Annotated in this window: 18 protein-coding genes; 8 read left to right on the top strand and 10 right to left on the bottom strand. The window is 70.8% G+C overall.

Annotated elements, in window-relative coordinates:
* Positions 1-121: 121 nt before the first annotated feature.
* Positions 122-3,469, top strand: a complete 3,348-nt coding sequence (locus ACGFNV_RS27435; RefSeq protein ID WP_393625765.1) for a BTAD domain-containing putative transcriptional regulator — start codon at positions 122-124, stop codon at positions 3,467-3,469.
* A 31-nt stretch (positions 3,470-3,500) separates the two neighbouring features.
* Here ACGFNV_RS27435 and ACGFNV_RS27430 read toward each other — a convergent pair whose 3' ends face one another.
* The 3 genes from ACGFNV_RS27430 to panB all read right to left on the bottom strand — a co-directional run bounded on the left by ACGFNV_RS27430 (position 3,501) and on the right by panB (position 6,366).
* Positions 3,501-4,319, bottom strand: coding sequence for an ABC transporter permease (locus tag ACGFNV_RS27430; RefSeq protein WP_393625763.1), 819 nt, complete (start codon positions 4,317-4,319; stop codon positions 3,501-3,503).
* Positions 4,316-5,335 (bottom strand): ATP-binding cassette domain-containing protein, encoded by a 1,020-nt coding sequence (locus ACGFNV_RS27425; protein ID WP_393625761.1) that lies wholly within the window; start codon positions 5,333-5,335, stop codon positions 4,316-4,318. Before ACGFNV_RS27425 ends, ACGFNV_RS27430 begins: the two co-directional genes overlap by 4 nt.
* 164 nt (positions 5,336-5,499) lie before the next feature.
* Positions 5,500-6,366 carry a 3-methyl-2-oxobutanoate hydroxymethyltransferase gene (panB, locus tag ACGFNV_RS27420; RefSeq protein ID WP_393625759.1) on the bottom strand — a complete coding sequence of 289 codons (867 nt, stop codon included), beginning with the start codon at positions 6,364-6,366 and terminating at the stop codon, positions 5,500-5,502.
* A gap of 211 nt (positions 6,367-6,577) precedes the next feature.
* Here panB and ACGFNV_RS27415 point away from each other — a divergent pair, with 211 nt between their 5' ends.
* From ACGFNV_RS27415 to ACGFNV_RS27400, 4 genes are all read left to right on the top strand, one after another.
* Positions 6,578-8,167: an MFS transporter gene (locus ACGFNV_RS27415; protein WP_393625757.1), complete on the top strand. Its 1,590-nt coding sequence runs from the start codon at positions 6,578-6,580 to the stop codon at positions 8,165-8,167.
* 53 nt (positions 8,168-8,220) lie between these two features.
* Positions 8,221-8,844, top strand: a complete 624-nt coding sequence (locus ACGFNV_RS27410) for a TetR/AcrR family transcriptional regulator (RefSeq protein WP_393625755.1) — start codon at positions 8,221-8,223, stop codon at positions 8,842-8,844.
* A 212-nt stretch (positions 8,845-9,056) separates the two neighbouring features.
* Positions 9,057-10,106: an endonuclease/exonuclease/phosphatase family protein gene (locus ACGFNV_RS27405; RefSeq protein ID WP_393625754.1), complete on the top strand. Its 1,050-nt coding sequence runs from the start codon at positions 9,057-9,059 to the stop codon at positions 10,104-10,106.
* Positions 10,107-10,203: 97 nt separating this feature from the next.
* Positions 10,204-11,424 (top strand): MFS transporter, encoded by a 1,221-nt coding sequence (locus ACGFNV_RS27400; protein WP_393625752.1) that lies wholly within the window; start codon positions 10,204-10,206, stop codon positions 11,422-11,424.
* A 109-nt stretch (positions 11,425-11,533) separates the two neighbouring features.
* On the opposite strand, the gene ACGFNV_RS27395 is transcribed toward ACGFNV_RS27400, so the two are convergent.
* Positions 11,534-13,288, bottom strand: coding sequence for an NAD+ synthase (locus ACGFNV_RS27395; protein ID WP_393625750.1), 1,755 nt, complete (start codon positions 13,286-13,288; stop codon positions 11,534-11,536).
* A 183-nt stretch (positions 13,289-13,471) separates the two neighbouring features.
* On the opposite strand from ACGFNV_RS27395, the gene ACGFNV_RS27390 reads away from it, so the two are divergent.
* The gene (locus ACGFNV_RS27390; RefSeq protein WP_393625748.1) at positions 13,472-13,624 is read left to right on the top strand and encodes a hypothetical protein; all 153 of its coding nucleotides are present in this window, start codon (positions 13,472-13,474) and stop codon (positions 13,622-13,624) included.
* Between the two features lie 91 nt (positions 13,625-13,715).
* Here ACGFNV_RS27390 and ACGFNV_RS27385 read toward each other — a convergent pair whose 3' ends face one another.
* From ACGFNV_RS27385 to ACGFNV_RS27375, 3 genes are all read right to left on the bottom strand, one after another.
* Positions 13,716-15,662 (bottom strand): protease pro-enzyme activation domain-containing protein, encoded by a 1,947-nt coding sequence (locus ACGFNV_RS27385; protein WP_393625747.1) that lies wholly within the window; start codon positions 15,660-15,662, stop codon positions 13,716-13,718.
* Between the two features lie 146 nt (positions 15,663-15,808).
* A complete protein-coding gene (locus ACGFNV_RS27380) occupies positions 15,809-16,426 on the bottom strand; it encodes a DUF305 domain-containing protein (RefSeq protein WP_393625745.1) in 618 nt (205 codons plus the stop codon).
* A complete protein-coding gene (locus tag ACGFNV_RS27375; protein WP_393625743.1) occupies positions 16,423-17,091 on the bottom strand; it encodes a DUF3105 domain-containing protein in 669 nt (222 codons plus the stop codon). The genes ACGFNV_RS27380 and ACGFNV_RS27375 overlap by 4 nt, the downstream gene beginning before the upstream one ends.
* Before the next feature lie 144 nt (positions 17,092-17,235).
* Between ACGFNV_RS27375 and ACGFNV_RS27370 the strand changes: the two genes are divergently transcribed.
* A complete protein-coding gene (locus ACGFNV_RS27370) occupies positions 17,236-17,673 on the top strand; it encodes an RrF2 family transcriptional regulator (RefSeq protein WP_393625741.1) in 438 nt (145 codons plus the stop codon).
* A 16-nt stretch (positions 17,674-17,689) separates the two neighbouring features.
* Here the strand turns inward: ACGFNV_RS27370 and ACGFNV_RS27365 are convergent, their stop codons facing one another.
* Complete coding sequence (locus ACGFNV_RS27365; protein WP_393625740.1) at positions 17,690-18,871, bottom strand: globin domain-containing protein; 1,182 nt, start codon at positions 18,869-18,871, stop codon at positions 17,690-17,692.
* Positions 18,872-19,171: 300 nt separating this feature from the next.
* Here ACGFNV_RS27365 and glnA point away from each other — a divergent pair, with 300 nt between their 5' ends.
* Positions 19,172-20,533 carry a type I glutamate--ammonia ligase gene (gene glnA / locus ACGFNV_RS27360; RefSeq protein WP_393625738.1) on the top strand — a complete coding sequence of 454 codons (1,362 nt, stop codon included), beginning with the start codon at positions 19,172-19,174 and terminating at the stop codon, positions 20,531-20,533.
* A gap of 75 nt (positions 20,534-20,608) precedes the next feature.
* Here the strand turns inward: glnA and ACGFNV_RS27355 are convergent, their stop codons facing one another.
* Both ACGFNV_RS27355 and ACGFNV_RS27350 read right to left on the bottom strand, forming a co-directional pair.
* Complete coding sequence (locus ACGFNV_RS27355; RefSeq protein WP_393625736.1) at positions 20,609-21,877, bottom strand: tyrosine-type recombinase/integrase; 1,269 nt, start codon at positions 21,875-21,877, stop codon at positions 20,609-20,611.
* A gap of 77 nt (positions 21,878-21,954) precedes the next feature.
* The gene (locus ACGFNV_RS27350; protein WP_393625734.1) at positions 21,955-22,200 is read right to left on the bottom strand and encodes a helix-turn-helix domain-containing protein; all 246 of its coding nucleotides are present in this window, start codon (positions 22,198-22,200) and stop codon (positions 21,955-21,957) included.
* Positions 22,201-22,448 lie beyond the last annotated feature (248 nt).

Below are 22,448 nucleotides of genomic sequence, written 5' to 3'. Positions count from 1 at the left end.
GGGGTGCGGGTTCCTGTCAGGACGGGCCCGGCATTCGGCCCCCGCCCCACCCGCCTCATCCCACCCCGCACCGCGCCGCACCGCCGAAACCCCGTGACCCGCCCCGAGCCCACCGGAGAGAATGAACCCCGTGCGCTATCGCATCCTCGGCACCACCCAGGCACTCCGCACCGACGGCACGCCCGTCACGGTCGGCGGGGCGCGGCTGCGTGCCCTGCTGACCGTGCTGGCACTGCGGGCCGGCCGGACCGTCCCGGCGGGCTTACTGGTCGAGGAGGTGTGGGAAGGGGCCCCGCCCGCCGACGCGCCGGGTGCGCTGCAGGCCCTGGTCGGACGGCTGCGGCGGGCGCTCGGCGCGGAGGCGGTGGCCTCGGTGGACGGCGGCTACCGGCTGGCCGCCGCCCCGGACGACGTCGACCTGCACCGTTTCGAGCGGCTGGCCGCCGACGGCACCCGCGCGCTGGCCGACGGCGACCCCGCGAAGGCGGCCGTCGTCCTCGACGACGCGCTCGCCCTGTGGCACGGCCCCGCACTCGCCGACCTGCCCGACCGTACGACGGAGGCGGCACGCTGGGAGTCCCGGCGCCTCGAAGCGCTCCGCGCCCGCCACACCGCCGCGCTCGGCCTCGGCCAGGCCGAGCAGTCCCTCCCCGAGCTCACCGCCCTCTGCGACGCCCATCCCCTGGACGAGCCCCTCCAGGCCCTCCGCCTGCGCACCCTGCGCGCGGCGGGCCGCACGGCGGAGGCGCTGGCCGCCTACGAGGACGTACGGCATCTCCTGGCCGACCGCCTCGGCTCGGACCCGGGCCCGGAACTCCGGGAACTGCACGCCGAGTTGCTGAGCCCCGCGGAGTCCCGGCCGGAGCCGACGCGGACCGGGCAGTCCGCTGCGGGCGCCGACCCGCGGGAAGCCGGGCGGACGACGGAGGACGCACACGCAGGGCGGGGCCTGCGGCCCCCGCGCCCCAGCAACCTCCGGGCGCGGCTCACCTCCTTCGTCGGGCGGGAGGCCGACATCGAGGCCATCCGGGGGGATCTCGCGGACGCGCGACTCGTGACGCTGCTCGGGCCGGGTGGGGCCGGGAAGACGCGGTTGTCGCAGGAGGCGGCCGAGGAGGTGGGGGACGCGGCGCTGGACGGGGTGTGGCTGGCCGAGCTGGCGCCGGTGGAGGACCCGGCGGCCGTGCCGGAGGCCGTGCTCACCGCGATCGGCGCCCGCGAGACGGTGCTGCACGGCGCCGGCGCCGAGGGCATTCGTGCCGCAGTGCCCGACCGCTACGACAACCCGGTGGAACGTCTCGTCGAACACTGCGCCAGACGCCGTATGTTGATCGTCCTCGACAACTGCGAGCACGTCGTCGACGCGGCCGCCCGCCTGGTGGAGGAGCTGCTCGCCCGCTGCCCCCAGCTGACGGTGCTCGCCACCAGCCGTGAACCCCTCGGCGTACCGGGGGAGTTGTTGCGGCCGGTGGAACCGCTGCCGGAGCCGGTCGCCCTGCGGCTGCTCGCCGAGCGCGGGGCCGCCGCCCAGCCCGGGTTCCGGGTCGAGGACGACCCCGACGCGTGTGCCGAGATCTGCCGACGCCTCGACGGCCTGCCGCTCGCCATCGAGCTCGCGGCCGCCCGGCTCCGCATGTTGACGACGCGTCAGATAGCCGATCGGCTCGACGACCGTTTCCGGTTGCTCACCTCCGGAAGCCGCACGGTCCTGCCCCGTCAGCAGACCCTGCGCGCGGTCGTCGACTGGTCCTGGGACCTGCTCGACGAGGAGGAGCGGGAGGTACTGCGCTGCCTGTCGGTGTTCGCGGGCGGCTGCGACCTCGCCGCCGCGGAGGCGGTCTGCGGGCCGGGCGCGCTCGACGCGCTGGGCTCACTCGTCGACAAGTCCCTCGTCGTGGCCGCCCCCGCGGCCGACGGCACCATGCGCTACCGGCTCCTGGAAACCGTCGCCGAGTACGCCGGCGAGCGGCTCGACGAAGCCGCGCAGCGGGCCTCCGCCGAGCGCGCGCACCTGACGTACTACCGCGAACTCGCCCGCACCACCGACCCGTTGCTGCGCGGCCCCCGCCAGCGTGGCGCCATCGCACGGTTCGAGCTCGAGTACGAGAACCTGCGCACCGCCCTGCGCCATGCCGTCGCCGCCCGCGACGAACAGGAGGGGATCTGCCTCGTCCTGTCCCTCGCCCTGTACTGGCAGATGCGCGACCTGCGCATCGAGGCCCGCAGCTGGTGCGGTGCGGTCATGGAGCTCGGCCCCGACCCGTTCGCGGCCCCGCTCCGCCGCGCCGCCCCCGTCCTCCAGCGCTGCACGGACGTCCCGCCCCCGCTGACCGGCGAACTGCTCCAGGAGGCCCGGCGGGGCGTGCACCTCGCCCATCTCGCCGGGATGGACACCGAGCTGGACGCCTGGCAGAACCCGGCGGCGCAGGCCAAGCTGCGTGCCATCACCCAGGTCTACGAGCCCGGTCTGCCGCAGACCTGCCGCGGGCCGGGCCTGCTCTGGTTCTTCGCCGTGATGCTGACCGGCGACATGGACCGCGTGCGCACGATCATCGACGCCAACGTCCGCACCTGCCGTGAGACGCCCGGCTTCGAGTGGGAGCTCGCCGGCTGTCTGCAGATGCGCGCCAACCTGCTGGCCAACCGCAGCGACTGGGCGGGCGACGCGGCCCGTGACGCCGACGAGGCGCTGGAGATCTTCCGCCGCCTCGGGGACGCCTGGGGCCTCGCCGAGTCCCTCTCCGCGCGTGGCGAGGCCCGTGAGCGCCAGGGCGACCATCTGGCGGCCGCCGCCGACTACGAGGCTGCCGTCGCCGAGGCCGAACGGCTCGGTGCCCGGGCCCAGATGGGGGTGCTCAGGTCCCGCCTCGGCAGCGCGCTGCTGGAGGCCGGGGAGGCAGAGGAGGGCGAACGGATCCTGCGCGAGGTGATCGCCGAGCAGCGGCACGCGGCCAACGAGGCGATGCCCACCGCCCGACTCTTCCTGATCGGCTGGCTCGGCATGACCGACCGCACGGCCGAAGCGCGCGAGCAACTGGCGCTGCTGCGCGAGGAGTTCGGCATCTCCCACTTCTTCGTCTTCGACGCCCTGATCCTGGGCGCGGAGGCCTGGCTGGAGGCGGCCGACGGGCGGTACGAGCAGTGCCTGGGCCTCGCCCGGCGCGCGCTGGAGCGGGCCGACGACATGCTCGCCAAGACCCTCGCCCCGCACATGCCCTCCTCGTACCTGACCCTCGCCGCGATCGCCCTGGCCGACGTCGACGGAGGCAGCCGCGCCGCCGACGCCGCCCGCTGCCTCGGCGCCGCCGCCGGCCTGCTGCCGCCCCAGCACAACCCCTCGCGCCTGGAACGCGAGGTGCGCGGCCGTGCCGTACTGCGCGTCCGGACCGTGCTCGGCGACGCCGCGTACGAGACCGCGTACGCCGAGGGCGGCGGCCTCTCCTTCGAGGAGGCCGCCGCCCTGGTGTGACCGGCGGACGGGGAGCACCCGCACCCGCCGGTCAGCTCTTCGTCCGGAACTTGTGGATCGAGATCGGCGCCATCACCGCCGTGAGCAGCACCGACCAGCCCAGCGTCACCCACAGGTCGTGCGCCACCGGGCCGCCCACCATCAGACCGCGGGCCGCGTCGGCCAGCGAGGACAGCGGGTTGTAGTCGGTGAAGTTCTGCAGCCAGCCGGGCATCGAGCCGGTCGGCGCGAAGATGGAGGAGCCGAACTGGAGCGGCATCAGCACCAGGAAGCCCATGGCCTGCACCGACTGCGCGTTCTTCATCGTCACGCCGAGCGCGAGGAACACCCACATCAGGGCCGAGCCGAACACCACGGACAGCCCGACCGCGGCCAGCAGACCGCCCCAGTTCGTGATGTCGAAACCGACCAGGACGCCGACGATCATCACGATCGTTGTCGCGACGAGCATCCGCATCAGCTCCACCACGATCTTGGCGACCAGCACGGAGCCACGCCCGATCGGCAGCGAGCGGAAGCGGTCCATGACCCCCTTCTGGAAGTCCTCGTTGAAGCCGGTGCCGACGCCCTGGGAGATGTTCATGCCCATCATGGCCAGCATGCCGGGCACCACGTACTGCACGTACGCCTCCTGTCCGCCGCCCAGGGCCTGGCCGATGGAGCCGCCGAAGACGTACACGAACAGCAGCGTGAAGATGATCGGCATGAACACCGCGTCGAACATCGACTCCGGGTCCTGCCGGATCCACAGCAGGTTGCGGCGGACCAGCGCACCGGTGTGCCGCAGGTGGGAGCGGAGCGGGATACGGGCGTCGGCCTTCAGGTCGGGGGTGATGGTGGCGGCGCTCATACGGCGACCTCCTCGCGGGTCTCGGCGGGGGTGGCGTCCTGCGGGGCACTGGCGCGGTGGCCGGTGAGGGACAGGAAGACCTCGTCCAGGCTGGGCAGTTCGGTGGTGATGGAGGCGAGCGTGATGCCGCGCGCGGTGACCGCGCCGACCACGGCGGTCAGTTGCTCGTCGCTGAGGATCGGTACCAGGACGGCACCGCGTTCGACGTCCACGGTCGTGGCGGCGAGCCCGGTGATGCCCAGCTCGTCCAGCGTGGTGGCGAGGGGCCGCAGGTGCACAGGATCGGTCGGGCGGACCCGCAGGGTGCGTCCGCCGACCTTCGCCTTCAGCTCCTCGATCGCGCCGTTCGCGATGACCTTGCCGCGGTCCACGACGGTCAGTTCGGAGGCGAGCTGCTCGGCCTCCTCCATGTACTGGGTGGTGAGCAGGACGGTGACGCCTTCGCCGACCATCCGCTTGACCTCGTCCCACACCTCGTTGCGGGTGCGGGGGTCGAGGCCGGTGGTGGGCTCGTCCAGGAACAGGACGGACGGGTGCCCGATCATCGAGGCGGCGAGGTCGAGCCGCCGCCGCATGCCACCGGAGTACGTGCTCGCCGGTCGCTTGGCCGCGTCGGTGAGCGAGAACCGCTCCAGCAGCTCGTCGGCGCGGGCCCGGGCGTCCCTGCGGGACAGGTCGAGCAGCCGGCCGATCATGTAGAGGTTCTCCCAGCCGGGGAGCTTCTCGTCCACGGAGGCGTACTGCCCGGTCAGCCCGATCACCCTGCGCAGCTGCCGGGGCTGCCGTACGACGTCGTATCCGGCGACGGTCGCCTGCCCGGCGTCGGGGGCGAGGAGGGTGGAGAGGATGCGGACGAGGGTGGTCTTTCCGGCCCCGTTGGGGCCGAGCACCCCCATCACGGTGCCCTCCCGCACATCCAGATCCACGCCGTCCAGTGCCTTGGTCTCGCCGTAGTGCTTGACCATCCCCCGGACGGTGACGGCCACTCCGCGGAGTTCGTTGTCGATTCGCTTCATGGGAAGGACGGTGTCAGCCGCCACCGACAAACGACCTACAGGTCACCGACAGGGGCCTGTAGGCGCCTACAGGCCACCGACACGCCCAGCCCCGTCGCTCCCGAGAAACGGCAAGCCCCGCCGACGGGGGACGGTCGGCGGGGCTGCCTCGGTGCGGTGGTGGATCAGTGGACGGAGTGCTCCTCCTGGGGGAACGTTCCGCCGACGACGTCCTCCGCGAAGGCCTTGGCCGCGTTGCCCATGACCTCGCGCAGGTCGGCGTACTTCTTGACGAACTTCGGCACGCGCCCGCCGGTCAGACCGAGCATGTCGGTCCACACCAGGACCTGCGCGTCGGTGTCGGGGCCCGCGCCGATGCCGACGGTCGGGATGTGCAGCACGCGGGTCACCTCGGCGGCCAGCTCGGCCGGAACCAGCTCGAGGACGACCGCGAAGGCGCCGGCGTCCTGCACGGCCTTGGCGTCGCGCAGCAGCTGCTGGGCCGCCTCCTCGCCGCGCCCCTGGACGCGGTAGCCCATCGCGTTGACGGACTGCGGGGTGAGTCCGATGTGCGCCATGACCGGGATGCCGGACTCCACCAGGAGCTCGATCTGCCGGTGCGAGCGCTCGCCGCCCTCCAGCTTGACCGCGCCGACGCCCGCCTCCTTCACCAGGCGCGTCGCCGAGCGCAGCGCCTGCACCGGGCCCTCCTGGTAGGAGCCGAAGGGCAGGTCGCCGACGATCAGGGCGCGGCTGGTGCCCCGTACGACCGCGGCGGACAGCATGGTCATCTCGTCGAGCGTGACGGGCACGGTGGACTCGTAGCCCAGGTGGCAGTTGCCCGCCGAGTCGCCGACCAGCATGACCGGGATACCGGCCTCGTCGAAGACGGACGCGGTCATCGCGTCGTACGCGGTGAGCATGGGCCACTTCTCGCCGCGCTCCTTGGCGGCGGTGATGTCGCGGACCGTGATGCGGCGAGTGCTCTTGCCCCCGTACAGCGCCTTGCTGCCGTCGGAGGGCTTGTGCTGGGCAGCCGAGAGCTGCGTCATGGCAACGGCTCCTTAACGTCATCTCGAGGCGCCCTGACGGCGTCCCCGGACCGTCTCCATGGTGGCACCTCGTGCCAGGGACGGCTAGGGCACCCCCTGTGAGTTCCGCCCCCTGCGGGTCCCCCGGCGCACGGGGGGTCTACGTAAGGGCTCGGTAAAGTCATTCCAATACGAGACGGTCTCGTATCGAAAGTCGCCTAGTCTGGACCGCATGACTACTCCTGCCGCCCATGCCCCCCGGATACCGGAAGCCGTGCACCGGCGCCGCTGGGCGATTCTCGGCGTGCTGATGCTGAGCCTGTTGATCGTGGTGCTGGACAACTCGATCCTGAACGTCGCCATCAAGACGATCTCCACCCCCGCCCCGACCGGCCTGGGCGCCACCCAGAGCGAGCTGGAGTGGGCGATCAACGCCTACACGCTCGTCTTCGCCGGCCTGCTGTTCACCGCCGGTCTCCTGGGCGACCGGGTGGGCCGCAAGAAGGTCCTGCTGGGCGGTCTCGCCGTGTTCGGCGTCGGCTCCGCGCTGGCGGCCGAGTCCGGCTCACCCGCGCAGCTCATCGCCTTCCGCGCCCTCATGGCGCTCGGTGCCGCCTTCGTCATGCCCGCGACCCTCGCCGTGCTGATGAACGTCTTCGAGCGCGAGGAGCAGCCCAAGGCCATCGGCATCTGGGCGGGCGGTGTCGGCCTCGCCATCGCGATAGGGCCGATCACCGGCGGCCTGCTCCTGGACCACTTCTGGTGGGGCTCGGTCTTCCTCATCAACGTGCCGATCGTGATCCTCGCCATCGCGCTGATGATGTGGCTGGTGCCCGACTCCCGCGACCCGAGTCCCGGCCGTGTCGACCCCGTGGGTGTCGTCCTGTCCGTCGTCGGCCTGGTCCTGCTGGTCTACGGCATCATCAAGGGCGGCGAGCTCGCGGACTTCACGGACGTGACCGTGATGTCGAGCATCGCCGCCGGAGTGGTGATCCTGGCCGCCTTCATCGTGTTCGAGAAGCGCAGCGACCACCCGTCGCTCGACGTCACCTACTTCAAGAACAAGGTCTTCTCGGCTGCGATGGCCGCCATCGCGCTGGTCTTCTTCGCGCTGATGGGCGTGACCTTCTTCTCGGTCTTCTACACCCAGAGCGTGCGCGGCTACTCCGCGCTCCAGTCCGGTCTGCTCATGCTGCCGCTGGCCGCCGCCCAGCTGATCTTCGCGCCGCGCGCCCGGCTCGTCGTGGACCGCTTCGGCAACAAGGCCACCACGACCGGCGGCCTGCTCCTGATCGCCGCGACACTCGGCGCGTTCGCCACGTTCGAGGCGGACACCCCGATCTGGATCCTGGAGGTCGTCTTCTTCCTCATGGGCGCGGGCATGGCCCACATCATGACGCCGACCAGCGTCGTCATCATGCAGGCACTGCCCCGCGAGAAGGCCGGCTCCGCCTCCGCGCTCAGCAACACCTTCCGTCAGGTGGGCGGCGCCCTCGGCATCGCCGTCCTCGGCTCGGTGCTGTCCACGGCGTACCGCACCGGCATCGAGGACAAGCTCGGCGCGCTGCCCGCGGGTCTGCGGGACACCGCCGGCGAGTCCATCGAGGCCACCCTCGGCGTCGCCGCGAAGCTCGGCCCGCGCGGCCAGGCCCTGGTCGACCCCGCCAACGACGCGTTCCTGCACGCCATGCACGTCACCGCGCTGGGCGGTGTGGCCGTGGCGCTCGTCGGAGCGGTCGTCGTCGCGCTGTTCCTGCCGGGCAGGCCCAAGGAGCCCCAGCAGGGCGAGGAGGAGGCCCAGTTGGTGGCCGCGTCCGAGTAAGGGGGCCGGCCACGTAGGACAATGTGCCTTGTCGACCGAAGGGACGGACCGAAGTGAGCCTTGCCGGCAGCCAAGCCTCTCCTGGCACCTCGGGGCGCGGCCGACCCCGCAGTGAGGCCGTCGAACGGTCCATACTCGAGGGCGTCATGAAGCTGCTGGAGGACGGCACTCCGCTCGCCGAACTCTCCATCGAGCGCATCGCCCGCACCGCCGGGGTCGGCAAGGCCACCATCTACCGCCGCTGGAGCGGCAAGGAGGAACTCTTCGCGGACGTCGTGCGCAGCGCCGAGCCCCCGGCCCCCGAACTGCCGGGCACCTCCCTGCGCGACGACCTCGTGGCCCTCCTGGAACAGGTGCGCCGACGCGGGCTGGTGACCCGATCCTCGGCCCTCCTGCACAGCGTGTACGCCCAGATGAAGAGCAGCCCGAAGATCTGGGCCGCCTATCACGCGACGGTCGTCGAGGGGCGGCGCAGGGTCCAGTTGGAGGTCCTGCGCCGCGGACAGCGCAACGGCGAACTGCGCGCGGACGTAGACCTCGAACTGCTGAACGACATCCTGGTCGGGCCCATGCTCCTGCGGACCGTTCTGCATCCCGAGTCCGAGCTGCCGGACGGACTTTCGGAGCAGATCGTCGACACCCTCCTCGAAGGGCTACGACCCGTCAGTTCCCGCTGACCTCGGCCCGCGGCGCGCCTCGACCGGCCGCCGCAGTGTGCGTGTTTCGTCACAGACAGCGCCTCGTCGCGCATGTTCGGAACCCCGAACGCCGACTCGTTCGTCCTCGTGTTGCGTACGGCCGTCATGGGACGGCGGGAACGGAGCCGATCATCCCCTAGGGTCGTAGGGGCACGGGGGAGACGGTGTGCGGGCAAGCAGTGAGGCGAGGTATGGCGCAACAGGCGTACGTGACGGAGACGGACGGCAGCGGCTCGGGTGACGAGCGCAACGGACCCCGGCTTCGGCGCCTGACGCACCGCCTGCTCGCCGACTGGCGGGGTGACCGGCGCATCTGGCGCCGGGGACTGGTGGTCGCCGCGCTCGCGGTGCTGCTCGCCCTGGTCATGCTGATGCACTCGCGCATCCCGAACCGCTTCGGCAACCTCGGCAGCCTCACGGAGACGTTCCTGCCCTGGCTCGGGCTGTTCGTCCCGGTGCTGCTCCTGCTCGCGCTGGTCCGCAGGTCCGCGACCGCGGTGATCGCCGTGGTGCTGCCGGCGATCGTGTGGCTGAACCTCTTCGGCGGGCTGCTCACCGACAAGACGGCCACCGGCGGCGACCTCACGGTGGCCACGCACAACGTCAACGCCGACAACGCCGACCCGTCCGGCACCGCCCGTGACGTCGCCGCCTCCGGCGCCGACGTGCTGGCCCTGGAGGAGCTGACGGCCTCGGCGGTCCCGGTGTACGAGAAGGCGCTGGCGTCGACGTACAAGTACCACTCGGTGCAGGGCACCGTCGGCCTGTGGAGCAAGTACCCGCTGACCGGCGTCGAGCCGGTCGACATCAAGCTGGGCTGGACCCGCGCGATGCGGGCCACGGTGACGGCGCCGGCCGGGCAGGTCGCGGTGTACGTCGCCCATCTGCCGTCCGTCCGCGTGAAGATGGAGGCGGGGTTCACCGCCCGCCAGCGCGACAAGAGCGCCGACGCGCTGGGTGAGGCCATCGCCGACGAGCCCGTGCAGAAGGTCGTCCTGCTCGGCGACCTCAACGGCACCATGAACGACCGCGCCCTGAACGCCGTCACCTCCCAGATGCGTTCCACCCAGGGCGCGGCGGGCAACGGCTTCGGCTTCAGCTGGCCGGCGTCGTTCCCGATGGCGCGCATCGACCAGATCCTGGTCCGGGACATGGAGCCCGAGACCTCGTGGACGCTGCCGGAGACCGGGAGCGACCATCTGCCGGTCGCGGCACGTGTGAAGGTCGACACATCGTCCTGACGCCGCCTGCTGGAATGCCGGGCCGGGGTGAGTTTGTTCCGTAGTTGAACATACGCTGTACGGAACCCGCTCTCTTCTGAAAGGCACAGGCTTCTCCATGCCCTTGGCCCTGCTAGCCCTGGCCGTGGGTGCTTTCGGCATAGGCACCACCGAGTTCGTGATGATGGGCCTGCTGCCCGAAGTCGCGGACGACCTGAACATCTCGATCCCCACCGCCGGTCACCTGGTCTCGGCGTACGCGCTCGGTGTCGTCATCGGCGCCCCGCTGCTCGCCGCGGTGACCGCGCGGATGTCCCGACGCTCGGTCCTGATCGGCCTGATGGGCCTGTTCGTGGCCGGCAACGCGCTGTCCGCGTTGGCCCCCGACAACGGCTGGCTGCTGGCGGCCCGCTTCGTGAGCGGTCTGCCGCACGGTGCCTTCTTCGGCGTCGGCGCGGTCGTCGCGACGACGATGGTCGCGCCCGAGCGCAAGGCCCGGTCCGTCTCGCTGATGTTCCTGGGCCTGACCGTCGCCAACGTCGCGGGTGTCCCCGTCGCCACGCTCATGGGCCAACACCTCGGCTGGAGGGCGACGTTCCTCGGCGTCAGCACGATCGGCCTGGCGGCGATCGCCGCGCTCGCGCTGCTGATCCCGCACGACCACACCCACACCGCCCCCGCCGCCGGACTGCGCGGCGAACTGGCCGCGCTGCGGTCCGTGCCGGTGTGGCTGGCGCTCGGCACCACGGTCGCGGGCTTCGGCGCGCTGTTCTCCGCCTACAGCTACATCACGCCGATGCTGACGGAGTCCGCCGGATACGCCGGCTCCAGCGTGACCGTGCTGCTCGCCCTGTTCGGCGTCGGCGCCACGGCCGGCAACCTGCTCGGCGGGCGGCTCGCGGACCACTCCCTGCGCGGCACGCTGTTCGCGGGCCTGGCGTCACTGGTGGCGGTCCTGGCACTGTTCCCGCTGCTCATGTCCACGACGTGGAGCGCGGCCCTGGCGGTGGTCCTGCTCGGCACGGCCGCCTTCGCCACCGGCTCCCCGCTCCAGCTGATGGTCATGGAGAAGGCGTCGGCGGCCCCGTCCCTGGCGTCCTCCGCCAACCAGGCCGCCTTCAACCTGGCCAACGCCGGCGGTGCCTGGATCGGCGGCCTGGCCCTGTCGGCGGGCTTCGGCGTGACGTCCCCGGCGCTCGCCGGAGCGGGCCTCGCGGTCCTGGGCCTGGCGGTGGCCGGGGCGGCGTACGCGGTGGACCGGCGGCGGGCGCCCGCTCCCGGCCGCGAGCGGATCATCGCGACGCACGTGCCCCAGGAGTCCGAGGCGCTGCACCGCTGAGGCGCACTGCAAGGAGACCACTGTGAGCCACACCACTGAGGCTCACAGCACAGGGGCTCCGCCCGCTCGCGCGGGCGGAGCCCCTGTCTCGGTCCTGCTCCCGCCGGCGTTACACCGACTCCCGCCAGCCGTTCGTGATCGGCAGCCTGCGGTCCTTGCCGAAGCCCTTCGCCGAGATCTTGGTGCCCGGCGGGTACTGGCGGCGCTTGTACTCCGCCGTGTCGACCATGCGGAGGGTCTTGGCGACGAGGGCCGGGTCGAAGCCGGCCGCGATGATCGCGTCGGCGCCCTGGTCGCGGTCGACGTACAGGTCGAGGATCGCGTCGAGGACGGGATAGTCCGGCAGCGAGTCCGTGTCGACCTGGCCGGGGCGCAGCTCGGCGCTCGGGGGCTTGGTGATCGAGTTCTCCGGGATCGGCGGGGTCTGCCCCCGCTCCGCCGCCGCGCGGTTGCGCCACTGGGCCAGCCGGAAGATCGACGACTTGTACACGTCCTTGATGGGGCCGTACGCGCCCACCGAGTCGCCGTACAGCGTCGAGTAGCCCACCGCGAGCTCCGACTTGTTGCCGGGGGCCAGCACGATGTGGCCCTCCTGGTTGGAGATCGCCATCAGCATCGTGCCGCGCAGGCGGGACTGCAGGTTCTCCTCGGCCAGCCCCGTCAGGCCCAGCGAGCCCATGTACGCGTCGAACATCGGCTCGATCGCGACGGTACGGAAGTTCAGGCCGGTCCTGCGCGCCAGCTCCGCCGCGTCGCCCTTGGAGTGTTCCGAGGAGTACTTCGACGGCATCGACACGCCGTACACGTTCTGGGCGCCCACCGCGTCGCACGCGATCGCCGCGACGAGGGCCGAGTCGATACCGCCCGACAGACCGATCAGGACCGACTTGAAGCCGTTCTTGGCGACGTACGCCCGCAGGCCCACGACCAGCGCCGAGTACACCTCCTCGTCGTCGTCCAGCCGGTCCGCGTAGCCGCCGGTGTGCTCCGGCTCGTACGCGGGCAGCGGGTCCTCGGAGAGGATCACCCGGTCGATGCGCAGGCCGTCGTCCACCACGCCCTCGGGCGGGTTCGCCGAGGCAGCGGGCAGGTCCAGGTCGAGGACCACGCAGCCCTCGTCGAACTGCGGCGCCCGCGCGACGACTTCGCCGTGCCGGTCGACCACGATGGAGTCGCCGTCGAAGACCAGCTCGTCCTGGCCGCCCATCATGGCGAGGTAGGCGGTGGTGCAGCCCGCTTCCTGGGCGCGCTTGCGCACCAGCTCCAGGCGGGTGTCGTCCTTGTCGCGCTCGTAGGGGGAGGCGTTGATCGACAGCAGCAGACCGGCCCCGGCGGAGCGAGCGGCCGGGACCCGGCCGCCGTCCTGCCAGAGGTCCTCGCAGATGGCGAGGGCCACGTCGACGCCGTGCACGCGCAGCACCGGCATGGTGTCGCCGGGCACGAAGTAGCGGAACTCGTCGAAGACGCCGTAGTTCGGCAGGTGGTGCTTGGCGTAGGCGAGGACGACCTCGCCGCGGTGCAGCACCGCGCCCGCGTTGCGCGGGGCGCCGGCCGGCTGGCCGAATTTCGGCTGTGCCGTGTCGGAACGGTCGAGGTAGCCGACGACCACCGGGAGCTCGCCGAAGCCCTCCTCGGCGAGCCGGACGGCGAGGGCGCGCAGGGCCGTGCGGGAGGCCTCGACGAACGAGGAGCGCAGGGCCAGGTCCTCGACGGGATACCCGGTCAGCACCATCTCCGGGAACGCCACGAGATGCGCTCCCTGCTCGGCGGAGTGCCGGGTCCAGCGGAGGATCGACTCGGTGTTCCCGGCGAGGTCGCCGACACGCGAATCGATCTGGTTCAGAGCGAGGCGAAGTTGAGGCACGGGCCCAGTCTAGACACCAGTAATCGTCAAAGCGACGCGATGGGGGTGTGGCCCAGCCCACGTGACCGCGCCCCGGCCGCCGGGGAGGCCGCCGCCGGGGAGGATGTGACCTGCGGCACTGCCAGGAGGGGCGGTCGGCGGTGATTATGGGCGCGCATATCCGGACAAGGAAAGCGACGCCTCATGGGTGAGCACGTGCACGTCCGATTCAGCCAGTTCCTGGGTGTGTCGGAGGACGGGGAACTGGTCGAGCGGTCCCGCTGCCGCTGCGGCTTCGCCTGGACCAGGACGTACCGCGTGGAGGACGGGGAGCCGGACCACTCGTCCTCGTCCTGATCATCCCGCCGCCACGGCGCGCGGCGGCACAGGAGGGCGCCCGCCCCTGGTGACAGGAGCGGGCGCCGGTTGCCGGGCCGCCGAGCGGGTGTCAGCGGTTCCGGTAGGACTCCACGTAGCCGTTCGTGGGCGTGCCCACGCCGGTGACGTCGTCGTAGCCCTTGACCGCCTTCAGCGAGCTGTCCTTGCCGAGGCTGCGCACCGAGGTGAGCAGGCCGCCGGAGGCGTCGACGCTGTTGGCGAAGTCGACACGGGCCACCGCGAGGCCGGAGCCGGTCGGGTTGTCCGTGACGTCGTGGTAGACCTTCGTGCCGTACTTGGCGTAGATCGACGGGTTGGCGAACCCGATCGGCTTGCCGCCCCGCGCCTGCTGGGCGAGGGCCTGCACGGCCGCGATGACCGGGGAGGCCAGCGAGGTGCCGCCGATGCGGTACTCGCTGTACTTCTCGGAGCCGTCCGGGAACGCCTGCGTCTGGCCCACCAGGAAGCCGGTGTTCGGGTCGGCGATCGCCGCGATGTCCGGCACCACACGGTTGCCGTCGGCGCTGTTGGCCTTGGCGAGCGCGTCCGGAACGACACCCTTCTGGTACACGGGCTCGGCGACCGTCTTGCTGGTGCCGCCGCCCGCGCCCGAGGTGAACGCGCCGGGGAAGCCCGTCCAGCTCTTGCCGTCGGCCGACAGCGTGGCCTTCTCGGTGCCCCAGCCGGTCTCCCAGAGGTACTTGTCACCCTTGCCGACCGCCAGCGAGGTGCCGCCGACCGCCGTCACCCACGCCGAGTTGGCCGGGGTGTCGACCTGCTTCGTACCGGTGTGGGCGACCTCGTCGCCGTTGTCGCCGGAGGAGAAGTAGAAGCCGATGCCCTCGACCGCGCCGAACTGGAAGACCTGGTCGTAGGCGGCCGCGAGGTCGGGCGTCTGGTTGGCCTCGATGTCGCCCCACGAGTTGGAGACGATGTCCGCCAGGTGGCCGTCGACGATCTTGCCGAGCGAGTCGAGCAGGTCGTCGTCGTAGCAGGACGCGGCGCCGACGTAGGTGATCTGCGCGGCGGGCGCGACCGCGTGCACGGCCTCGACGTCGAGGGTCTCCTCGCCGTACCAGCCGGAGGCGTCGCACTCGTCGGCCTTCGTGTGCGTGTAGTTCTTGGGCAGAACCTGGCGCAACTGGCCGCTGGTGTAGGCCGCGTCGCCGTTCTTCTTCGCGTAGGTGCCCGCGTCGAAGGCGATGGTCGGCGAGGCGTACGCGTCGGTGATGGCGACCCGCACCCCCTTGCCCGTGTACGTGCCCGCGCCGTACGCGGCCCGCAGCTGCTTGCCCGTGTAGCCCTTGACGGCGTACGGGATCTTCTTGCCGTACGCGTCCGGCAGCGTGGTCGCGATGTTCGAGCCGTAGTACGAGGAGAACGGCCCCGAGTTCCGGAACGCCGCGGCGGGACCGGGCAGTTGGTCGTCGTGGCTCGCCTTGTGCGGCGCGTTGTCCAGGCCGGTGACGGTCAGGACCGCGTCCTGCAGGCTCTCCGGGACGGACGCCGTCCGCGACGGGGCGCGGTAGGTGTGCGAGCCCTTGGCGAAGTTGTGCAGCTGCGTGCCGAACGCCTTCTCCGCGGCGGCCACGTCACCGGTGACGGAGACGTAGTGCTGTGTGACACCGGTGACCTTCAGGCCGGCCGACGTCAGCCAGGACTTCACGGCGGCCACCTGAGCCTTGGTCGCGCCGAAGCGGGCCTGCGCCTGCTTGGCACTCAGGTACTTGCCGTACGCGGCCGACGTCGGGTCGGCGACCGCCTGGGCGTAGGCGGCGAGGCCGGCCTTGTCCCGGCCGGCGAGGTAGACCCGGAGGGAGACCTGGCTGGCGTCCGAGGTCGAGCCCTTGTCCGCCTTGGCCGTGGCCCACGCGGGCTTGGTCCCGGCCAGCGTGTCACGGGCCGGGGCGTCCGCGGCGTGCGCCGCGGGTATGCCTAGCGCCAGCGCGCCCGCGAGCATCGGCAGTGTCGCTGCCAGGCTCACTCCGGCGCGCACCTTGGCGCGGTTGGATCTCATGGAACCCCCTGGATGCGGTTCGTCGCGAGTGATCACTCGACGGTGTGGCCACTCTTGCGACGAACCGTTCATGCGAGGGGAATGCGCATGCCAAGAAGAACCCAATTAACCTAATGAAAAAGGCTGGTTCGAGGGTTAACCCTCTATCATCGCGGCTTCGCGCCCCGCTCCTTCAACATCCCCGCCATCAGCCCGATCTCCGACTGCTGCGCCTCGACCATGCCCTGCGCGAGCCGCTTCTCCACCCCGACCGTGCACTTGGAGACACAGCCCTCGGCCATGTGGACACCACCCTTGTGATGGTCCGTCATGAGCTGGAGGTAGAACACCTCCGCCTGCTTGCCCTTGAGCGTGCCCAGCTTCTTCAGCTCCGAGTTGGTCGCCATGCCCGGCATCAGCGCGCCGTCCTTGCCGGAGGCCATGCCACCCATGCCCATCCAGGTCATCGGCGCGTCCGACGACACCTTCGGCAGCCCCCACAGGTCCAGCCAGCCCAGCAGCATGCCGCGCTGGTTGGCCTGCGTCTGCGCGATGTCGTAGGCGAGCCGCCGCACCTCCTCGTCGGAGGTGCGGTCACGCACGATGTACGACATCTCGACGGCCTGCTGGTGATGCACCGCCATGTCCCGCGCGAACCCGGCGTCCGCCGAGTCGGCGGCGGGCGTCTTCGCGTCCGAACCGCCGTCCTCGGCTACGGAGTAGGTGATCGCCCCGGCCGCGACGAGCACACCCGCCACGGCCACGGCGACCCCCGCGAACCTCACTGCGACAGCCCGTTCGTGCAGGCGGCACCCGGCTCCGGGGTCTGCTTGCCCTGCACGAACTTCTCGAAGAACTTGTCCACGTTCGGGTCCTTCGCGCTCGTCACCGTGCGCTGGTGCCCCCACGCCGTCAGCATGATCGGGTCCGGCTGCTTGTCGTCCGGGCTCATCAGCGAGTACGGCGTCTTCTTCACCTTCGCCGCGAGCGCGTCGACGTCCGCCTTCGACGCCTTGCTGTTGTACGTCACCCAGACCGCGCCGTGCTCCAGCGAGTGCACCGCGTTCATGTCGTTCACGGCCTTGCTGTAGACGTCGCCGTTGCAGTTCATCCAGACCTGGTTGTGGTCACCGCCGACCGGCGGCTCCACCGGGTACTTCACGGTCCTGGTGACGTGGTTGCGCGACAGCGTGCCCTTCCAGGTCTTCACACCGTCCGCGCCGGTGGTGAACTTGCCCGAGGTCGTCTTCCCGTCGCTCGCCGTGCTGCTGTCGTCGGAGGACTGCGACCGCACGAGCACGACCGTGCCGACGACGAGAGCGGCGACCACCACCGTGCTGGCACCGATCGTGAGGATCCGGTTGCGGCGCTCACGGGCCTGCTCGGCGCGCCGCATCTCCTCTATCCGTGCCTTGCGCGCGGCGCTGTTGGTCTTGTTCGCGGAACCCATGGGGTGTGTCCTTCGGGGGGTGACGGGACGGACGGGAGGGACGAGCGGTCCGCTGATCGTAATAGGGGAGAGCGCCGCACCGTAGGGCGGGCGAAGGAAAGGCGCATATTTGAAGCTCAGATGCGTATTACCTAGGCTGCCGGTATGCGGCTGTTGCGATCCACCGACCTGGCGCTGCGCGTGCTGATGCGGCTCGCCGTGGCGGGCGGTTCCACGCCCACCACCCGGGACGTGGCGGCCGACATGCAGGTCCCCTACACCCACCTCGCCAAGGTCGTCGCCGAGCTCCAGCACATGGGCCTGCTGGACGCCCGCCGGGGCAGGGGTGGCGGCCTCTCCCTCACGGAGCAGGGCCGTACGGCGTCGGTGGGCGCCGTGGCGCGCGCCTTCGAGGGCACCGGCGACGTCGTCGACTGCGAGGGCGGCCCCACTCCCTGCCCCCTGAACTCGGCCTGCCGCCTGCGAGGCGCCCTGCGCCGGGCCCAGGAGGCGTTCTTCGCCTCGCTGGACCCGTTGACCGTGGCGGACGTCTCGGCTGAGCCGACGGGGCCGCTGCTGCTGGAGATCGCGAGGATGACGTAAGCGCCCTCGCGTCCGACTACCGCGCGATCCAGAGGTCCGGCCCGAACACCTCGTAGTGGATGTCGGCCGGGGCGACCCCCCGCTCCACCAGCTGGGCCCGCACCGCGCGCATGAACGGCAGCGGGCCGCACAGGTACGCGCGCGTGCCCGGCGCGACGGGCACGTCCGTGAGGTCGACCAGGCCGGTGCGGGTGCCCTGCGGCGCGTCCTGCTCGTACCAGAAGTGCACCGACGTGTCCGGCAGCTTCGCCGCGTACGCCTCGTGGTCGGCGCGCAGGGCGTGGTCGGCGGGGGAGCGGTCGCCGTGCACGACGGTGACCGGAGCGCGGTGGCCGCTCTCCGCGAGGTGCGCGAGCATCGCGACCATCGGGGTCACGCCGATGCCGGCGGAGGCCAGCAGCAGCGGGGTGTCGGGGGCGTCGTCGAGGACGAGGTCGCCGTACGGGGCCGACAGCTGGAGCACGTTGCCCTCGTGCACGCGCGCGTGGAGGTGGTTGGAGACCTCGCCCTCCGGCGTCGCAGCGCCGTGCACCCGCTTGACGCTGATCTGCCGCACCGTGTCGTCCGGCGCCCCGGAGAGGCTGTACTGCCGGATCTGGCGGGCGCCGTCGGGGAGCTGGACGCCGACGGAGACGTACTGTCCCGCGCGGAAGCCGGTCACCGGGCCGCCGTCGACGGGGCGCAGCCGGAAAGTGACGACATCGGCGGTCTCCGTGATCCGCTCCACGACCTCCCAGTCCCGTCGGCCCGGCTCGCCGGCCTCCTCGTACAGGCGCTTCTCGATGGCGATCAGCGCGTTGGCCATCAGCCAGTAGACCTCGTCCCAGGCGGCCGCGACCTCGGGGGTGACGGCCTCGCCGAGGACGTCGACGATGGCGGCGAAGAGGTGCTCGTGGACGACGGCGTACTGCTCGGGCGTGACGCCCAGGGAGGCGTGCTTGTGGGCGATACGGCCCAGCATCGCGTCGGGCCGCTGGTCGGGGTGTTCGACCAGGTGGGTGGCGAACGCGGCGATGGAGCCGGCCAGCGCCCGGCGCTGGGTGCCGGCGGCCTGGTTGCCGCGGTTGAACAGGTCGCGGAGCAGTGCGGGGTGGGCGGCGAACAGTCCGGCGTAGAAGCGTTCGGTGATCTCACCGATGGCCGCGGAGACGGCGGGGAGCGTGGCGCGCACGGTCGCGGCGGACTGCTCGGACAGCATGGGTCCTCCTGGGGTCGAGAGCTGCGGGGTGCCGCTCTGGCTGCTGCGCTAATTCTTGCATCTGAGATGCAAATTAAATGCAGGGGGGTGGGCGGCCATACCGGATGTCGGTCTCAACAGGCACTATGGGCCTCAGAGCTGTACACCTGGCGTGCAGGAGGCGTTCGGCCCGGGGTCGCCGCGACGATCAAGGTCCGCAACGCGCATGAAATGCTGTCGTGGTGTGATGCTCGGGTGCCCGACCGCCTCCCGCGGTTCCGGAGACAGGCGGCCTGACCAGCAAGGATGGGGAAGCGGAAGATGGACAAGCAGCAGGAGTTCGTGCTCCGGACGTTGGAGGAGCGTGACATCCGGTTCGTACGCCTGTGGTTCACGGACGTGCTGGGCTTCCTCAAGTCCGTCGCCGTGGCCCCGGCCGAGCTGGAGCAGGCCTTCGACGAGGGCATCGGCTTCGACGGCTCGGCGATCGAGGGCTTCGCCCGGGTCTACGAGTCCGACATGATCGCCAAGCCCGACCCGTCGACGTTCCAGGTCCTGCCCTGGCGCGCGGAGGCCCCCGGCACCGCCCGCATGTTCTGCGACATCCTCATGCCGGACGGCTCCCCGTCCTTCGCGGACCCGCGCTACGTCCTCAAGCGCGCCCTGGCCCGCACGTCCGACCTGGGCTTCACCTTCTACACCCACCCCGAGATCGAGTTCTTCCTGCTGAAGGACCGGCCGCTGGACGGCTCGCGCCCGACCCCGGCCGACAACTCGGGTTACTTCGATCACACCCCGCAGAACATCGGCATGGACTTCCGCCGCCAGGCGATCACCATGCTGGAGTCCATGGGCATCTCGGTCGAGTTCTCCCACCACGAGGGCGCGCCGGGCCAGCAGGAGATCGACCTGCGGTACGCGGACGCGCTGTCCACGGCCGACAACATCATGACCTTCCGCCTGGTCATGAAGCAGGTCGCGCTGGAGCAGGGCGTCCAGGCGACCTTCATGCCGAAGCCGTTCTCGGAGCACCCGGGCAGCGGTATGCACACCCACCTCTCGCTCTTCGAGGGCGACCGCAACGCGTTCTACGAGTCGGGCTCGGAGTACCAGCTCTCCAAGGTCGGCCGCTCCTTCATCGCGGGCCTGCTCAAGCACGCCGCGGAGATCGCCGCGGTCACCAACCAGTGGGTCAACTCCTACAAGCGCATCTGGGGCGGCGCCGAACGCACCGCCGGCGCCGGCGGCGAGGCCCCCTCCTACATCTGCTGGGGCCACAACAACCGCTCCGCCCTGGTCCGCGTCCCCATGTACAAGCCCGGCAAGACCGGCTCGGCGCGCGTCGAGGTCCGCTCCCTGGACTCGGGCGCGAACCCGTACCTGGCGTACGCGGTGCTGCTGGCCGCCGGCCTCAAGGGCATCGAGGAGGGCTACGAACTCCCCCCCGGCGCCGAGGACGACGTCTGGGCCCTCTCCGACGCCGAACGCCGCGCGATGGGCATCGAGCCGCTGCCCCAGAACCTCGGCGAGGCCCTGGCCCTGATGCAGCGCAGCGACCTCGTCGCCGAGACCCTGGGCGAACACGTCTTCGATTTCTTCCTGCGCAACAAGAAGCAGGAATGGGAGGAGTACCGCAGCGAGGTCACGGCGTTCGAGCTGCGGAAGAGCCTGCCGGTGCTGTAGGGGCAGGTCAGAGCGGTTTTCTGGCCGCAACGACGTGCGGGGCCGACGGTCGTGGACCGTCGGCCCCGCGGTGTCTCACTGTCTCTGGGCCGTCTCTGGGCCGTCCGGCCCCTGAACGGTGCCCTCGTACAGGCTGTCCACGGCCTTGCGAGCCCGCGCGTCGCTGCTCGGCATGAGGTGCGTGTAGACACGGAGCGTGAATCCCGGATCGCTGTGTCCCAGGTAGGCACTCAACGCTTTGACGTTCTCGCCGGCGTCCAGCAGAACGGAGGCGTAGAAGTGCCGAAGGGCGTGCATGCCGTGCTCGCGGGCCGCCTGGTGACGCTCGCCCGGCTTGGGCGCCGGGATGACGCCGGCCGCGACGAGTGCGGGCTTCCACGCGCGGGTGTTGAAGTCGGTTCGGCGGACCGCGCCCGCCCCGTCGAGACGGCTGAACACGAGCCGCTTTGTGACGGGCGGACCGTCCGGCCGCAGCCAGGGCAGGGTGACGTCGACCGGCGGGAAGGTCTCCATGTGCTGCTTGAGGACCTGCGCCACACGGTCCGGTAGAGGAACGTCGCGCTCCTTGTTCCGCTTGGGCGGGGCGAACACAAGATGTCCCTTGGCCACCTTCACTTGGTTGGCGATGTGCAGCCACCCTGAGTCGAACCCGATCTCCTCGACGGGGAGACCGAAGATTTCGCCCTGGCGGAGTCCGCATCCGCCTCCGAGGTCGACTGTCGCGCGGAAGCGCGCAGGCAGTGCTGCACGTATGGCGAAGGTGCGCTCAGCGCTCCACGGCACGATGCGGCCCGTCCCGGGGGCGGGAGGCCGCACGGACTGCGCGTGACAGGGGTTCTTTGCCAGGTGACCGTCGTCGACCGCGGCATTGAGGACTGTCGAGACGTTGTTGTAGATCACGCGCCGGTACGACGATGCGGGTACGGCTAACTCCAACTTGCTCAGCCAGTCCCGGATGTGTTCCGGCTTGAAGGAGCCGAGCGGGCGCGGTCCGAGGTAGGGGATCGCATGGCCCTTGAGCGACGACTCGACGGACTCCCGCGTGGTCATGGCGGTGGTCTGCGTGCTCAGCCACTTCTCCGCGTACTGCCGGAACGTCACACGGCTGGCAGCGGGGTCGACGTACTGACCACGCGACATGTCGGCCTCAATGTGCGCCAACCACTGGTCGGCCAGTCGTTTCTGTCCGTCGGGGAACGACTTGCTCTTCTCGGTCCCATCCGGGCCGATGTAGCGGGCGCGGTAGCGCATGCCCGTGCCGTAGCGGTCCGTGCGTACCCGGCGGGGCTTGCCGGCGGCGTCGGGTTCGCTCTTGTACCACCGGTCTTGGATGTGGCCTGCCATCAGGCAGTAGTCCTCTCGACATGCGGCAGGGAGAGCCGCGCGGGCGGCTCTCCCTGCTGTGTGCGGTGGGTGTTCGGTTAGGCGGCGCTTTCCGCGTGCTTACGCTGGTCGACGTAGGCGCGTACGTCGGCGGGGTCGTAGCGCAGGTGCTTGCCTATGCGGAAACCGGGCGGGCCGATCCGCTTCTTACGCCACTGGTAAACGGTCTCCTTGGGCACTTCGAAGATCACGGCGATGTCGTCGGGCTTGAGGTATCGGTCAGGGATCCCGTGCCACAGAACAATGCGGGGATCGACCTCTTCGGGCAGGCGGTGCGGCGTCACTGCGTCCTCCGAGTGTGGGAGTGAGGTTGCTCTGAGTCGTCGTTCAGCGCGATCCGCTGACAGAACTGACAGAACCTCGCCTACGGGCCGCTGACCTGCGGTTTCAAGGGGTTCGTGATCTTTGACAGAACTGAATTAAAACCTGACAGAACCTCGGCAGGCGGGGTTCTGTCACGGAGGCTCCCGACATGGGGGACGGGAGTTCTGTCGAGTTTTAACCAGGTTCTGTCACAGCCTTGATAATGTTT

The sequence above is a fragment of the Streptomyces sp. NPDC048751 genome (assembly GCF_043198595.1).
Lineage (GTDB): Bacteria > Actinomycetota > Actinomycetes > Streptomycetales > Streptomycetaceae > Streptomyces.
The sequence above is the reverse complement of the archived record's forward strand: the minus strand, read 5'-3'. Positions and strand labels throughout refer to the sequence as shown.

Bases quoted from the DNA above. Each gene is read 5' to 3' on its own strand.
- ACGFNV_RS27435 (WP_393625765.1), top strand. From the start codon at position 122: ATGAACCCCGTGCGCTATCGCATCCTCGGCACCACCCAGGCACTCCGC.
- ACGFNV_RS27430 (WP_393625763.1), bottom strand. From the start codon at position 4,319: ATGAGCGCCGCCACCATCACCCCCGACCTGAAGGCCGACGCCCGTATC.
- ACGFNV_RS27425 (WP_393625761.1), bottom strand. From the start codon at position 5,335: ATGAAGCGAATCGACAACGAACTCCGCGGAGTGGCCGTCACCGTCCGG.
- panB (WP_393625759.1), bottom strand. From the start codon at position 6,366: ATGACGCAGCTCTCGGCTGCCCAGCACAAGCCCTCCGACGGCAGCAAG.
- ACGFNV_RS27415 (WP_393625757.1), top strand. From the start codon at position 6,578: ATGACTACTCCTGCCGCCCATGCCCCCCGGATACCGGAAGCCGTGCAC.
- ACGFNV_RS27405 (WP_393625754.1), top strand. From the start codon at position 9,057: ATGGCGCAACAGGCGTACGTGACGGAGACGGACGGCAGCGGCTCGGGT.
- ACGFNV_RS27400 (WP_393625752.1), top strand. From the start codon at position 10,204: ATGCCCTTGGCCCTGCTAGCCCTGGCCGTGGGTGCTTTCGGCATAGGC.
- ACGFNV_RS27390 (WP_393625748.1), top strand. From the start codon at position 13,472: ATGGGTGAGCACGTGCACGTCCGATTCAGCCAGTTCCTGGGTGTGTCG.
- ACGFNV_RS27385 (WP_393625747.1), bottom strand. From the start codon at position 15,662: ATGAGATCCAACCGCGCCAAGGTGCGCGCCGGAGTGAGCCTGGCAGCG.
- ACGFNV_RS27375 (WP_393625743.1), bottom strand. From the start codon at position 17,091: ATGGGTTCCGCGAACAAGACCAACAGCGCCGCGCGCAAGGCACGGATA.
- ACGFNV_RS27370 (WP_393625741.1), top strand. From the start codon at position 17,236: ATGCGGCTGTTGCGATCCACCGACCTGGCGCTGCGCGTGCTGATGCGG.
- ACGFNV_RS27365 (WP_393625740.1), bottom strand. From the start codon at position 18,871: ATGCTGTCCGAGCAGTCCGCCGCGACCGTGCGCGCCACGCTCCCCGCC.
- glnA (WP_393625738.1), top strand. From the start codon at position 19,172: ATGGACAAGCAGCAGGAGTTCGTGCTCCGGACGTTGGAGGAGCGTGAC.
- ACGFNV_RS27355 (WP_393625736.1), bottom strand. From the start codon at position 21,877: ATGGCAGGCCACATCCAAGACCGGTGGTACAAGAGCGAACCCGACGCC.